The organism is Nocardia sp. NPDC055053, assembly GCF_053608285.1.
Genome location: NZ_JBSGVD010000055.1, coordinates 18475 through 30752, shown reverse-complemented (window position 1 = coordinate 30752; position 12278 = coordinate 18475). Strand labels below are relative to the sequence as shown.

17 protein-coding genes are annotated in these 12278 nt (G+C 69.2%); 5 read left to right on the top strand and 12 right to left on the bottom strand.

The window, feature by feature from the left end:
• Positions 1–37: 37 nt before the first annotated feature.
• The 3 genes from ACWF82_RS32245 to ACWF82_RS32235 form a co-directional block, all read right to left on the bottom strand.
• Positions 38–706 carry an MspA family porin gene (locus ACWF82_RS32245; protein ID WP_452507358.1) on the bottom strand — a complete coding sequence of 223 codons (669 nt, stop codon included), beginning with the start codon at positions 704–706 and terminating at the stop codon, positions 38–40.
• A 41-nt stretch (positions 707–747) separates the two neighbouring features.
• Positions 748–1416, bottom strand: coding sequence for an MspA family porin (locus ACWF82_RS32240; RefSeq protein ID WP_452507357.1), 669 nt, complete (start codon positions 1414–1416; stop codon positions 748–750).
• A gap of 217 nt (positions 1417–1633) precedes the next feature.
• Positions 1634–2731: a winged helix DNA-binding domain-containing protein gene (locus ACWF82_RS32235; protein ID WP_452507356.1), complete on the bottom strand. Its 1098-nt coding sequence runs from the start codon at positions 2729–2731 to the stop codon at positions 1634–1636.
• Positions 2732–2839: 108 nt separating this feature from the next.
• Between ACWF82_RS32235 and ACWF82_RS32230 the strand changes: the two genes are divergently transcribed.
• On the top strand, positions 2840–3187 hold the full coding sequence (locus ACWF82_RS32230) for a hypothetical protein (protein ID WP_452507355.1): 348 nt from the start codon (positions 2840–2842) through the stop codon (positions 3185–3187).
• Positions 3188–3230: 43 nt separating this feature from the next.
• Positions 3231–3695, top strand: a complete 465-nt coding sequence (locus tag ACWF82_RS32225) for a CinA family protein (protein WP_452507354.1) — start codon at positions 3231–3233, stop codon at positions 3693–3695.
• Positions 3696–3720: 25 nt separating this feature from the next.
• Here the strand turns inward: ACWF82_RS32225 and ACWF82_RS32220 are convergent, their stop codons facing one another.
• Positions 3721–4758: a beta-ketoacyl-ACP synthase 3 gene (locus ACWF82_RS32220; RefSeq protein ID WP_452507353.1), complete on the bottom strand. Its 1038-nt coding sequence runs from the start codon at positions 4756–4758 to the stop codon at positions 3721–3723.
• 89 nt (positions 4759–4847) lie between these two features.
• On the opposite strand from ACWF82_RS32220, the gene ACWF82_RS32215 reads away from it, so the two are divergent.
• Entirely contained in the window at positions 4848–5429 is a 582-nt protein-coding gene (locus tag ACWF82_RS32215; RefSeq protein WP_452507352.1) for a TetR/AcrR family transcriptional regulator, read from the top strand.
• Here the strand turns inward: ACWF82_RS32215 and ACWF82_RS32210 are convergent.
• Positions 5426–6331, bottom strand: coding sequence for an alpha/beta hydrolase fold domain-containing protein (locus ACWF82_RS32210; protein WP_452507351.1), 906 nt, complete (start codon positions 6329–6331; stop codon positions 5426–5428). The genes ACWF82_RS32215 and ACWF82_RS32210 overlap by 4 nt on opposite strands.
• Before the next feature lie 69 nt (positions 6332–6400).
• Entirely contained in the window at positions 6401–6949 is a 549-nt protein-coding gene (locus ACWF82_RS32205; protein WP_189032664.1) for a YaeQ family protein, read from the bottom strand.
• A gap of 85 nt (positions 6950–7034) precedes the next feature.
• Between ACWF82_RS32205 and ACWF82_RS32200 the strand changes: the two genes are divergently transcribed.
• Entirely contained in the window at positions 7035–7466 is a 432-nt protein-coding gene (locus tag ACWF82_RS32200; protein ID WP_452507350.1) for a hypothetical protein, read from the top strand.
• 79 nt (positions 7467–7545) lie between these two features.
• Here the strand turns inward: ACWF82_RS32200 and ACWF82_RS32195 are convergent, their stop codons facing one another.
• The 6 genes from ACWF82_RS32195 to ACWF82_RS32170 form a co-directional block, all read right to left on the bottom strand.
• Entirely contained in the window at positions 7546–7893 is a 348-nt protein-coding gene (locus tag ACWF82_RS32195; RefSeq protein WP_452507349.1) for an MmcQ/YjbR family DNA-binding protein, read from the bottom strand.
• A gap of 52 nt (positions 7894–7945) precedes the next feature.
• Complete coding sequence (locus ACWF82_RS32190) at positions 7946–8467, bottom strand: hypothetical protein (protein ID WP_452507348.1); 522 nt, start codon at positions 8465–8467, stop codon at positions 7946–7948.
• A gap of 88 nt (positions 8468–8555) precedes the next feature.
• Positions 8556–9437, bottom strand: coding sequence for a metal ABC transporter permease (locus ACWF82_RS32185; protein ID WP_452507347.1), 882 nt, complete (start codon positions 9435–9437; stop codon positions 8556–8558).
• 10 nt (positions 9438–9447) lie between these two features.
• Positions 9448–10179 (bottom strand): metal ABC transporter ATP-binding protein, encoded by a 732-nt coding sequence (locus tag ACWF82_RS32180; RefSeq protein ID WP_452507346.1) that lies wholly within the window; start codon positions 10177–10179, stop codon positions 9448–9450.
• A complete protein-coding gene (locus ACWF82_RS32175) occupies positions 10176–11117 on the bottom strand; it encodes a metal ABC transporter substrate-binding protein (RefSeq protein ID WP_452507345.1) in 942 nt (313 codons plus the stop codon). Before ACWF82_RS32175 ends, ACWF82_RS32180 begins: the two co-directional genes overlap by 4 nt.
• 67 nt (positions 11118–11184) lie before the next feature.
• Positions 11185–11559, bottom strand: coding sequence for a cupin domain-containing protein (locus ACWF82_RS32170; RefSeq protein WP_452507344.1), 375 nt, complete (start codon positions 11557–11559; stop codon positions 11185–11187).
• Between the two features lie 73 nt (positions 11560–11632).
• Between ACWF82_RS32170 and ACWF82_RS32165 the strand changes: the two genes are divergently transcribed.
• A complete protein-coding gene (locus ACWF82_RS32165) occupies positions 11633–12094 on the top strand; it encodes a MarR family winged helix-turn-helix transcriptional regulator (protein WP_452507343.1) in 462 nt (153 codons plus the stop codon).
• Positions 12095–12278: the final 184 nt, after the last annotated feature.

The window sequence follows — 12278 nt, the reverse complement described above, 5'->3', positions numbered from 1 at the left end:
CACTGTCGCGCCGGGCCCCGCTGCCGGGTTGCCGAGATCAGCCGATGCTGAAGGGCTGGCCCCACAGCGTGACGACCGAGTTCACGTTCGCGGTCTCCACCTTCACCTTCACGAAGGCGCGCGCCTGGGCGTAGCCGGCGCAGCCGTTGAGGCCGATGGTGGTGTCGGCCCAGGTCACCGAGCCGCTCTTGCCCTTGAACTTGTTGTTGGTGCCGTGGTCCTCGTTGCCGTAGTCGTCGGCCTTCTCGATGTCGAGAACGTAGAACGACTTGGCCTGGCCGGGGCCGAGGCTCAGTTCGGCGCCACTGCTGGCGCCGACGCTGACATCCTCGCCGTCCCAGCTGCTCTCGCCCTCGACGCCACCTTCGACGCCGCCGCCGTCGATGTTCACCTGGCAGCCGACGACGTAGCCCGGGTAGATCTTGCCGCCCTTGGCGTTCTCACCGGACACCTCGACCTGCGCGCTACCGGAGACCCACGCGTTGCGGTGCACCGGCGTCGAACCCATCGACGGGTTGATGTTGGCCGACTCGCCGACCAGCCGCACGGTGACGGTGGTGCCGTCGGACAGGGTCTTGACGATCTCGCCGCCGGGCAGCGGCACGAAGGTGTCGGCGTTGGCCGCACCGGTGGACAGCAGGCCGAGCGTCACGGCGGCCGCACCGGCCAGACCGGCGAGGCGGGCCGAATTCTTACGGTCGATCATGTATTTCATTCCTCGGATCGATTGCGGTCTCGGCGGTGCGCTCAGCCGATGCTGAACGGGGCACCGTAGAGCGTGGTCTTGGAGTAGTGGTCGCCGATGATCTCCACGACGCTGTACGAGCGGGCCTGCGCGTAGCCGCCGCAGCCCTGGACCTCGATCTCGACGTCCTGGTACTCGACCGAGTAGGTACCGGCCTTCAGGATGTCCTTCTTCTCGATCTGGACGAACTTCACCTCGCCGGGGCCGAGGTCGAGGCCGACCGAGCCGCCGAGGCTGCCGCCGGACAGGTCGATGCCACCGGACAGGCCGGCCGCGATGGCGTCGTCGCCGATCGCCACCTGGCAGCCGATGATGTAGCCGGTGTTGAGCTGCGAGGCGCCGTGAGTGGAGGAGTTGTTCGAGCCGGGCTTGTTCGCCGGGCCGTTGTTGGGGCCGACCTCACCCTCCGGGGTGGCGGTGACATCGGCGGTCACGGTGCCGGAGACCCAGGCGACGCGGCCCGCGCCGTTGGCGGCCAGCGACGGGGAGACCAGGGCGCGCTCGCCGGTCCGCTTCACCGTGACACCCGGCCCGGCCCGCTCGCCATCGGGCAGCGCGACGTTCGCGTCGGCGCCCGCGGTACCGGCCATCAGAGCGCCCAGCGCGAGCACGGCCACACCGGTGCAGGCGGCACGCAGGCCACGGGTACCGCGAATACGGTTGATTCTCATACTTCCCCTCATCAGGTTCGAGCGGTCACACCTCCTCGGCGCAGGCCACCTGTGCGGGGCGCGTCGAAGGCTCAGCCGAGCATCGCGGCTGTCGATGGCGCGATCAGAACCGCGCCACGGCCCCCCGATGAAGGTCCCGAAACGGGAACCTTTCCGGCTCTTTGCGGTGATATGACGACGATCGCAACACGGTCGCAATATTTCGCCGCGGCGCCCTTCACCGAATCCGGACGCGATCAGTGTCGTTGCCGGACAAGAACATCGCCATGCGGTGCCCCTCGTCGGTGACCGCGCGGCGTTCGGCGCTGGTGAGCTCGCGCAGCGGCGCGACGGTGACGATGTCGTCCTCGACGGTCCAGCTCGCGGCGACCCGGCCGTCCACCAGGACAACGCGGGCGCCCGCGACGGACAGGCCGCGGTCGGCGTCGTCGATGATCCGGCTGCGGTCGTGATAGCCGAGGATCGCGTTGTCGAAGGCGGGCAGGAATCGCGGCGGCGCTGGGGTTTCCGGGTCGGGGCGCGGGGCGTCGGGCAGGTCGAGCAGTTCCCTGCCGCGTTCGTCGCGGAAGGTGATCAGTTCGTCGCGGACCGCGGCCACCGCGGCGGGCAGACCGGTCAGGCCGCACCACGCGCGCAGATCGGCCGAGGCGGCGGGACCGAACGCGGCCAGATAGCGCCGGACCAGGTCAGCGCCGACGGGATCGGTACCCGCCGGGGCGAGCGGGTCGACCTCGCGGCCGAGCCACTGACCGACCGGGGCATTGCGCACACCGGCTTTCACCTTCCACAGTCCGCGCGGCGGCAACTGCACCGTCGGCACGAGCGCGGCGATCACCAACTCCCCCAGCGCCCGTGTTCCCGGCGCGGGCCAGCGGTCGGCGAGAGCCCGCGCGATCTCCCCCATCGAGCGCGGTTCGCCGTCGGCGAGCACGGCACGCGCGGCTGCCGCGAGCTCGTCGAGGTCGACGCCGGCGAGCTCCCGCTTGTACGTGGTGAGCACTCGCTGCCGCAGCATCGCGTCGTGTCTGCCCCGCCAGGCGAGCGCGTCGGCGGCGGTGACCAGGTGCACGGTCCGGCGCATGAGATGGGCGCGGACCACCTGCCGCCCGGTGAGCAGGTCGTCGAGGTCGGCCGGATCGAACCCGGCGACCCGCGACCAGAGCCCGAGGAACGGCTCCTGCGGTTCCTGCGCCTGCACCCCGCACAGGTGCGCGACGGCATCGAGCACCGGGATATCGGCGCGATCGAGCAGGAATTGCCGGGCGAGAGTGGCGCGATTGAGCGCCCTGACATCGAGAACAGTTCGCAGACTCATGATGGCGAGCATTCTTCCGAAAGACCTGTGTCAACGAGGGTTTCCAAGTGCGTCGAGTCGATGCGATTCCCGTGTTCCCTGAATGGTTGCTGCGCTAGCGTTTCCCGCATGGACGACATCGAGTTGGATTTGCCGAGCGTCGCTTCTTCGCACACCGCAGGCCGGATTCTGGAAATCGGCGCGGTCGGTCTGCGCAACCCGATCCCGGTGAACGGTGAGCGGACGCAGGCCTACGTGTCCTGCGTGGACGGCACCACCCTGCGACTACCGGATTCCCTGCAGGGCTGGGCGATGCAGACCCTCGCGGCGAACTACGATCTGCGAGCGACAGGACTACCCTCGCTGTTTCCCTGCCGGTTCGAGTTCGGTATCCGCGACGGAGCCGCGTACGCCGTGCCGGTCAGCGACCACCGGTCGCTGCACACCAGGGCGGCGGCCGGGCAACCCGCTGCGTGAATCTCCGGCAGGCGGCGCCGCCGGACGACCAGAGGGAGACCGCATGGCCACCGCGTCCGACGTCGCCGAGTTCGCCATCAAGCACGGGCTCACTGTCGCCGTCGCCGAATCACTGACCGGCGGCAATCTGGCCGCAGCCCTGTCCGCCGCACCGGACTCCGCGCAATGGTTCCGCGGCGGAGTGGTCGCCTACTCCGTCCTGGTCAAACAGACGCTCCTCGGCGTCCCCGACGTCCCCGTGGTGTCGGAAACCGCCGCGATCGCCATGGCGCAGGGTGTGCGGGCGCTGACCGATGCCGACGTCGCCGTCGCGACGACCGGCGTCGGTGGCCCCGGCTCCCAGGACGGCGAACCAGCCGGATCGGTCTGGTGCGCCACCGCCACCCGCGACACCGCGTGGGCCGTCCACCACACCTTCGACGGCGACCCGGCCGCGGTCCTCGACCAGTCGGTGGACTGCGCGCTGGAACTCCTGCACGCAGGCCAGACCCACGTCACCGGCGGTTAGACCGCCCGCGCCCTGCGCAGCCGACTCACGCGATCGGCGGCAGGTGGACGACCTGGCCCGCGTAGGCGAGGCCGGCGCCGAAGCCGAGGAGCAGGGCGGTGTCGCCAGGACTTGCCTCGCCGGAGCGCAGGAGTTGTTCCATGGCCATCGGGATGGAGGCGGCGCTGGTGTTGCCGGTTTCGATGATGTCGCGGGCCACGGCGACGGTGTCGGGCAGGCCAAGGGTGCGCACCAGGGCGTCGGTGATGCGGATATTGGCCTGATGGGGGACGAAGGCGTCGAGATTCTCAGCGGCGATACCAGCCCGGTCCAGCGCGTTGCGGCACGCCTTCTCCAGGAAGGTGACGGCCCAGCGGAACACCTCGGTCCCGTTCATCCGGATGTAGGGCCGCACCGACGTGCCACCGCTCGCCTCGGCGGCGGCGACCTCGGCGAAGTATTCGAGGAAGTCCTTGTCCTGCTTGATCGCCGAGGTGCGGCTGCCGTCCGAACCCCAGGCGACCGGGCCGATCCCCTCCTGCTCCGCGGCGCCGACGACCACCGCGCCCGCGCCGTCGGCGAAGATGAACGCGCAGCTGCGGTCGGTGGTGTCGAGCAGGTCGGAGAGCCGTTCCACGCCGATCACCAGCACATTGCGCGCCTGGCCGGAGCGGACCAGGTTCGCCGCGTCGGCCAGCGCGTAGCAGAAACCGGCGCAACCGGCGGAGATGTCGTAGGCGGCGGTGTCGTCCATGCCGAGTTCGGTGGCGACGACCGCGCCCGCCGACGGGCCGAGGACCATCTGCGACGACGTCGCGAGGACGACCACATCTACCTCCCCGGCGGCCACCCCGGCCGCGGTCAGCGCGTCACGCGCGGCCGCGACGCTCATCCCGACGATCGTCTCGTCGGGCTCGGCCCAGTGCCGGGCGGCGATCCCGGAGCGGGTCTTGATCCACTCGTCGGAGGAGTCGATGGCCTCGACGATCTCGGCATTGGGCACGACCCGGCGCGGGCGATAGACGCCGAGGCCGAGAATTCCCGTATGGGTGACCGGAACTGCGGTGGCGATGGGGGTGGGCATGGCATCCTCTCCATATGAACCGATCGGTTCACGCTGGAATAGGTCTAACATGGACCGATCGGTTCAATCAAGGGTTTGGAGGAGATCGGATGGCAGCCGGACCGCGCACCCGACTGATCGAGCACACCATCAGCACCGTTCAGCAGCACGGCGTGCACGCGGCCGCGCTGAGTGAACTGCTCAAGCGCAGCAACACCTCACGCAACTCGCTGTATCAGCACTTCCCTTCGGGCAAGGGCGAATTGGTGCAGACGGCGGCCCGGATCGTGTCCCGCCTGGTGTACTCGCATGTGAGCGCGATGGCCGACGCCTTGCAGACCGCGCCGTCGGTGCAGCAGTGGCTCACCGATCTGCTCGCTTTCTGGCGCACCCCGCTCGAACAGACCGACTACAGCGCCGGCTCGTTCATGATGGCCGCCGCCCTCGACGAGCTCGACCCGGCCGTCCAGTCGATCGCGGGCCAGGCTTTCGCCGAATGGACCGCCCGCCTCGCCGACGGCATCGTCGCCACCGGCATCGAACGCTCCGCCGCCGTCTCCCTCGCCGGCTTCCTGCTCACCACCATCGAGGGCACCATCGTCCACAGCCGCGCCCTCAAGTCACCCCACCCGTTCGACCAGGCGGTCACCCAGCTGACCATCCTGCTCAACCACCACCTGTCCCAGCGCTAGCCGCGGCGCAGATCGGCGCGCAGGGTCTCGACGATGTGGCGCCGGGCCTGCTGGCCTTCGCGGCTCGGGGTGAGGGGATAGACGTGGACCAGGCCGTGTCCTTCGTGGAAGTCGATGTCGACACCGGCGGCCCTGGCCTTGCCGAGCAGGAGGTTGGCATCGGGGTTGAGGATGTCCTCGGTGCCGGTGAAGACGGTGAGCGGGCCGAGCCCGGCGAAGTCGCCGAACAGCGGGCTCACCATCGGGTCCTTCATCGGCAGCTCCCCGCTCCACATCTCGCCGAAGACGAGTCCGCCCTCGCGACCGAGCCACGGGTCGCGCGGCAGTACGTCCGTGATCAGCGGATTCTCCAGGGTGAGATCGAGTGCGGGCGAGATCAGCACTGTCCGTGGCACTGTCGTGCCGGTGGTGTCGCGCAGATGCAGCGCGGTCGACAGGGCGATCTGGCCACCCGCGGAATCACCGGCGACGAAGGTGGGACCGTAGCGCGCGTTACTGGCCGTGACGATCTCGGCGAAGCGCGGAATCACCTGGGCGGCGGTGCCGAACGGGATCAGCGGATAGATCGGCACCGTGACGGTGAGCCGCAACTGGGCGGCCAGCCGGGCCGCGAGATACCAATGCTGCGGGGCGATTTCGCCGACCCAGCCGCCGCCGTGCGCGTACACGAGCCCGCCGCGCGACGGCCCCGACGCCGGGGTGAGGGTGTAGACCGGCCAGCCGCGGTCCTCGCTCTTCGACACCACGACCCCGCGCAGCCGCTTCGGCGGCGCGTAGGGCAGGGGCGCCGCACCGAGCCGTCGCACGTGTTCGCGCGCGGCCTCGGCGCTGACGTAGTTCCGGTTCGCCCTGGTGATCCGCAGGTAGGCGGGTACGACGATCCGGCTCATCACGCTCGGCACGGCATCCTCCTGATCGACGACTCGACCCGACGGTACGCCAACCGGCCGACAGCGCGGGCCGGATCGACCTCAGGCCTGCCCGAGCCGATGCTCGGTGATCTCCCCGCGCAGACTCGTCCCGTTGAGGTCCAGGTAGAGCACACCCTCGGTGACCGAGAGGGTCGCGGTATTGCGGCGGTCGATCAGCGCGACGGCCGCATCGATGAAGGCACGGTCGACGCTGTAGAGCGGGATGTCCTCGGCCCGGTGGATCTTCTTGCCCGCGTACTGCGCCAGCACCTTCGCCGGATCGCGATGGGTGTAGATCGCGGCGCGGCCCGCGAGCTTGCTGCCCCGGTGCACCCGGTCGGCGTCGGGCGCGCCGACCTCGATCCAGGCGGTGACCCGGCCGGTGAGATCGCGGATCTGCACGGCGGGTTCGTCGGTGGCCGAGATGCCGCCCTCGCTGAAGACGATGCCCTCCTCGTACTGCAGGCAGTACGCGAGGATGCGGGTCAGCATGTATTCGAGGGTTTCGGAGGGGTGGCGGGCGACCCGCAGCTCGAGGTCCTCGTAGACGCCGCGGTCGACGTCGGCGAGCTGGACGGCGAAATGATGCAGAGTTGCGCTGAGTGCCATAGGAGCTCCGAGCCTACCGCCGCGGGCCGGCGCGGCCCTGGCCGCACCGGTTGCGCCGACCGGTCGCGACCGCCAGCATCTCTGCATGCGAATCACTCATGTTTCAGCCATCGCGGCGGCGTTCCTCGCGCTCGGCACGGCAACCGCTGTGGCAGAACCGAATCCGGCCGACACCCCGCGCGAGGCCATCGCCCGCGCCTACATCGACGCCCTGGTCTCCCACGACGCGAGCGCGGTGCCCTTCACCCCCGACGCCACCCGGGTCGAGGTCGGCTTCCAGACCGGCTACTCGGGCCCGCAGCTGACCGCGGATCTGGAGAACGGGCTGCAATACCGGGTGATCCAGGGCGTCCGCGACCTCACCATGTCCGAATCCGGGGACACCGTCACCACCCGCTACCTGCTCGACACCGGCATCGCAGGCGTGCGGCTGACGACCGTCGAGATCGTCGAGACCTTCGTCATCCCCGACAACGCCATCCAGACCATCGAGGCCGACATCACGCCGGTCGGCTGAGCACCGGCCGCCACCGGACCCTCGCTGTCCTGGCCTATCTCAGCCGCCGAATCGCCATTGCGGCGCAGGCCATTGGCGGTCATAGGCCGGGATCGGCATCCTCCAGCAGCGCCCGGGGCGCGGCCAGCCGCCAGGAGTCGGTGACGATGGCTGCCATTTCCTCGCGATCGTCGAGTGCCGCCAGCCGGACGCGCACCCAGGGGTTGCCCGCCTCGTGGCCGGCGATCCAGAACTTGGCAGGCTCCGCCATCACCAGCTCGTCACGGTCGACGATCGGGCAGCGCACTGCCATCGAGGTCTCCTCCTCCGGCAGGGTCAGGAACAGCTTGCCCGCGACCTTGAAAATCGGCATGCCCCAGGCGAATTGCTCCACCGTCTCCGGTAGCGACAGGACAAACGCGCGGACGTCCTCCCCAGTGACCTTCATGGCCCACATCCTGCCAGCCGACCCCGACACGAATCCGGGTCAGGCCGTCGGCCTACCGCTGCGCCAGCAGGGCCTTCCAGCCGGCGCCCACCGGACCTGCGAGGGGACGGACCAACGCCGGAATCCGCGTGACGTGGTCGCGGAACGCCAGCGGTTCGGGCTTCTCCTCGACCTCGAACCAGGACTTGGACGCCGGGCGGTCGAGCAGCACGATCACCGCCACCGACACCACGACCGCGGGCAGGGTGAGAATGCCGAACGCCCCGACCAGGATCACCAGTGCGGCCGCGTACCAGCCGAGGGCATGCGCGTAGCGCGAGCGCACGGTGAAGGCGAGGGTGAACAGCGCGAGCAGCAGCGCCGCGGCCGCGGTGACGTAGGCCGACCCCACGTACCGCAGCAGCGCCGAATCCGTCGGCAGCAGCGCCGCCGCCGGAATCACCGCGACCGCGACACCGGTGCAGTAGATGGCCTGCCACACCGCCAGCTGCTGCGCCCGCCGCACTTCCCGTGGCCGCCCATCGGGCGAATCCAGCGACAGTGCGGCGGTATCGAGTACCCCGAGACCGAACATCGAGCGACGACCTTTCCCGCGCGAGGTGAACACGTTCTAGGTCACATCGTGCGTCGCGGATCGTCGCCCCGCGGCGGATTCGCCGAATTCAGCTCGACACGGCGACCTTCGAGCTCGCCCTGGCACGCGCGGCGCTCACCCGGCGGCCGATGATGCCGTGCCGAGGCGCGAACAGGTAGACCAGCGTGAACGCGATGCCCTGGGTCACCACGACCATGCCGCCCGCGGCGGTGTCGAGGTGGTAGCTGATGTAGAGACCGGTCACCGCGCACACCACCGACACCGTCGGCGCGATGACGAGCATGCGGCTGAAGCGATCGGTGAGCAGATAGGCCGTCGCGCCCGGGATGATCAGCATGGCGACCACCAGCACCACGCCCACCGCCTGCAACGCCACCACCGAGGTGAGCGCGAGCAGACCGAGCAGCGCCGTGCCGAGAATCCGCGGACTCAGCCCGATGGCGTGGGCATGGGTGGCGTCGAAGGCGTAGAGGGTGAAGTCGCGACGCTTGAGCACCAGCGCGGTCAGCACGATCGCGGCCAGGATCATGATCTGGATCATCTCGCCCTGGCTCACGCCGAGCAGATTGCCGAACACGATGTGGTTGAGGTCGGTTTGGCTCGGCGTCACCGACACCAGGACCAGGCCGAACGCGAACAGGGTCGTGAAGACGATGCCGATGGCGGCGTCCTCTTTCACCCGGCTGGTATCGCGGACGACACCGATCAGCGCGACCGCGAGGAAACCGAAGATCACCGCGCCGACCGCGAACGGCCAGCCGACGATGTAGGCCAGCACCACGCCCGGCAGCACCGCGTGCGAGACCGCGTCGCCCATCAGCGACCAGCCGATCAGCACCAGCCAGCACGACAGCACCGCGCACACCACCGCCGCGGTGACGGTCGTCGCGAGCGCGCGGACCATGAACTCGTAGCGCAGCGGGTCGAGGAAGAATTCTTCGAGGCTCATCAGCATTTCCTCACTCGTCCACATCGAGCCCGAAGGCCTTGGCCAGGTTTTCCGGCCGCAACACCACATCCGGGTCGCCGTGCTCGAGCACGCGGCGGTTCAGCAGTACCGCCTCGTCGGCCAGTTGCGGGAGGGCGTGCAGGTCGTGGGTGGAGACCAGAATGGTCGCGCCGTCGGCGGCGAGCTCGCGCAGCAGCGCGGTGATGGTCGCCTCCGACCGCTTGTCGACGCCGGCGAACGGCTCGTCGAGCAGCAGGATCGTCGCCTCCTGGGCGATGCCGCGCGCCACGAAGGTCCGCTTCTTCTGGCCGCCCGAGAGCTGGCCGATCTGGCGATCGGCGAGGTCGGTGAGATCGACGCGGGCCAGCGCGTCGGCGACGGCGGCGCGATCGGCCTTGCTCGCCCGCCGGGTGAAACCCATCTTCCCGTAGCGGCCCGTCATCACGACATCGCGCACCGACAGCGGGAAGCTCCAGTCCACGTCCTCCGATTGCGGCACGTAGCCGAGGCTGCCCGCCTTGCGCGCGGCGGCGGGCGGATTGCCGTTGATGAGTACCCGGCCGCGGTCGGGGGTGACCAGGCCCATGACGGTCTTGAACAGCGTCGACTTGCCAGAGCCGTTCATCCCGATCAGGCCGCAGACCCGGCCGGACTTCAGGGTCAGTTCGACATTGTCGAGCGCCAGCACGTCACCGTAATGGACGGTGACGTCCTGGATCTCGACGACGGGCGCGGTGGTCATTTCGGGGCTCCGGCGAGGGCGGTGGCGATGATGTTCGCATCATGGCGGATCAGCTGCAGATAGGTCGGGACCGGGCCGTCGGCCTCCGAGAGCGAGTCGACGTAGAGGGTGCCGCCGTAGCGTGAGCCGGTGGCTTCGACCACGCGCTGCATCGGCGCGTCGGAGACGGTCGACTCGCAGAACACCGCGGGCACCCCGCGCTGGCGCACGAAGTCGATCGCCGAGCCGATCTGCTGCGGGGTCGCCTGTTGTTCGGCGTTGACCGGCCAGATGTACTTCTCGGTGAGACCGGTGTCGCGGGCGAGGTAGGAGAACGCGCCCTCGCAGGTCACCAGGGCCCGCTGATCGGCGGGCAGGGTGTTCACCGCGGCGACCAGGTCGTCGCGGACGGCGCCGAGCTGGGTCTTGTAGGCGTCGCCGTTGGCGCGGTAGGCCTCGGCGTGCTCGGGATCGAGGTCGGTGAACGCGCGGACCATGTTGTCGACATAGATCTGCGCGTTCACCGGCGACATCCAGGCATGCGGATTGGGCTTGCCCCGGTAGGCGTCCTCACCGATGTCCATCGGGGTGACGCCCTCGCTGACGACCGCGTGCGGCACGTCGAGATCGGCGACGAACTGGGCGAACCAGGCTTCCAGATTGAGCCCGTTGTCCAGGATCAGATCGGCCTTGGCCGCCTTCTTGATATCGCCGGGCGTCGGCTCGTAGCCGTGGATCTCGGCGCCGACCTTGGTGATCGACTCGACCCGCAGATGATCCCCCGTGACATTGCGCGCCATATCCGCGAGCACGGTGAAGGTGGTGAGCACGACCTTCTTCCCGTCGTCCTCGGCCGCGACACCACCGCAGGCGGTGAGCGCGAACGCCATGACACTCAGGACACACGCCGCGACAACCCGTCGCGACGATCCGGGCGACCGGTAAAACCCAACCTTCATTCCAGAATTATATTGTTAGGGCAACCGAACTTTCAAGTTCACCGGCAGGAACAGACGCGGTGACGGTTCAGGATGCCCAGGGCGGAACGAAGGTGGAACCGTCGGGCAGCTCGGCGGAGAAGCCGACCCGGACCGTGACGAGCAGCACCGCGGGCGCCGCGGTCGCATTGGCGAGCGCGATCGTCGAACCGGCGGGCGCGACGGCCGCGTCGCCCGGTTTCATCGGCGCCGGCTCGCCGTCGATCGTCATCGTCACCTCGCCCGAGAGCAGGACGAAGGCCTCCTCCCCCAGGATCCGATGCGGCACGCCCACCGAATCGGGCGCGACCTCGGTCCGCCAGACGCAGAGTTCGGCACTGCCGGTGCCGGGGCGGATGAGCGAGGTGAATCTGGCGTTGTGGATCTCGTGGACCTGAGCGTCCACGGAGTAAATGACCGGCATGTGCGCCTCCTCGGGAAAGTCAATTAGCTTGTCCATATAGTCAAGTAGCTTGACTACCTTGTCAAGTGCCAGAATGGCTGCCGTGCCCGAGAACCCCCCGCCCGCAGGCGATCTACCCCTGTTGCTGCTGGCGGCGGCCGCCGAGGTGAGCCAGGCGATCAACGACGGGGTTGCCGCGGCGGGATTCGCCGATGTGCGCCCGGCCCACGGCTTCGCCTTCGTCCGGATGGCGCCCGACGGCGCAACCGTCGGCGAGATCGCCGAGCATCTCGGCGTCACCAAGCAGGCGGCCAGCCAGCTGGTCGACGAGCTGGTCAGCAAGGGCTACGCCGACCGCAATCCACATCCCCGCGACGCGCGGGCCCGGCTGATCACCCTCACCGAACGCGGCTGGGCCTGCACCAGAGCCGCCGACGCCGCGGCCGCCGCATTCGCCGCACGCTGGACCGACGCGCTCGGCGCCGCGACGTTCAACCAGGTCCGCAATGCCATCGCCCGGGTGGTCACGCCGGGCCGGGTGCGCCCATCCTGGTGATCTTTACCGTCCGATGACGAGTATCCGTTAATTCGAAGTACAGGATTTTCAAAAGAGTGCGCGTAGTGTCGCGACGCGCGGCATACTCGGCTTCGAGCGGTGACGCGCCACCGCGGCATCCGGGCCATCGGCCCGGGAGCTCCTCGTCACGTCAGCCACCGTTTCTCGATCCCGGAGGATCGCC

Bases quoted from the DNA above. Each gene is read 5' to 3' on its own strand.
- ACWF82_RS32225 (WP_452507354.1), top strand. From the start codon at position 3,231: ATGGCCACCGCGTCCGACGTCGCCGAGTTCGCCATCAAGCACGGGCTC.
- ACWF82_RS32195 (WP_452507349.1), bottom strand. From the start codon at position 7,893: ATGAAGGTCACTGGGGAGGACGTCCGCGCGTTTGTCCTGTCGCTACCG.
- ACWF82_RS32235 (WP_452507356.1), bottom strand. From the start codon at position 2,731: ATGAGTCTGCGAACTGTTCTCGATGTCAGGGCGCTCAATCGCGCCACT.
- ACWF82_RS32205 (WP_189032664.1), bottom strand. From the start codon at position 6,949: ATGGCACTCAGCGCAACTCTGCATCATTTCGCCGTCCAGCTCGCCGAC.
- ACWF82_RS32220 (WP_452507353.1), bottom strand. From the start codon at position 4,758: ATGCCCACCCCCATCGCCACCGCAGTTCCGGTCACCCATACGGGAATT.
- ACWF82_RS32180 (WP_452507346.1), bottom strand. From the start codon at position 10,179: ATGACCACCGCGCCCGTCGTCGAGATCCAGGACGTCACCGTCCATTAC.
- ACWF82_RS32165 (WP_452507343.1), top strand. From the start codon at position 11,633: ATGGCTGCCGTGCCCGAGAACCCCCCGCCCGCAGGCGATCTACCCCTG.
- ACWF82_RS32245 (WP_452507358.1), bottom strand. From the start codon at position 706: ATGATCGACCGTAAGAATTCGGCCCGCCTCGCCGGTCTGGCCGGTGCG.
- ACWF82_RS32240 (WP_452507357.1), bottom strand. From the start codon at position 1,416: ATGAGAATCAACCGTATTCGCGGTACCCGTGGCCTGCGTGCCGCCTGC.
- ACWF82_RS32185 (WP_452507347.1), bottom strand. From the start codon at position 9,437: ATGAGCCTCGAAGAATTCTTCCTCGACCCGCTGCGCTACGAGTTCATG.
- ACWF82_RS32215 (WP_452507352.1), top strand. From the start codon at position 4,848: ATGGCAGCCGGACCGCGCACCCGACTGATCGAGCACACCATCAGCACC.
- ACWF82_RS32200 (WP_452507350.1), top strand. From the start codon at position 7,035: ATGCGAATCACTCATGTTTCAGCCATCGCGGCGGCGTTCCTCGCGCTC.
- ACWF82_RS32190 (WP_452507348.1), bottom strand. From the start codon at position 8,467: ATGTTCGGTCTCGGGGTACTCGATACCGCCGCACTGTCGCTGGATTCG.
- ACWF82_RS32230 (WP_452507355.1), top strand. From the start codon at position 2,840: ATGGACGACATCGAGTTGGATTTGCCGAGCGTCGCTTCTTCGCACACC.
- ACWF82_RS32175 (WP_452507345.1), bottom strand. From the start codon at position 11,117: ATGAAGGTTGGGTTTTACCGGTCGCCCGGATCGTCGCGACGGGTTGTC.
- ACWF82_RS32170 (WP_452507344.1), bottom strand. From the start codon at position 11,559: ATGCCGGTCATTTACTCCGTGGACGCTCAGGTCCACGAGATCCACAAC.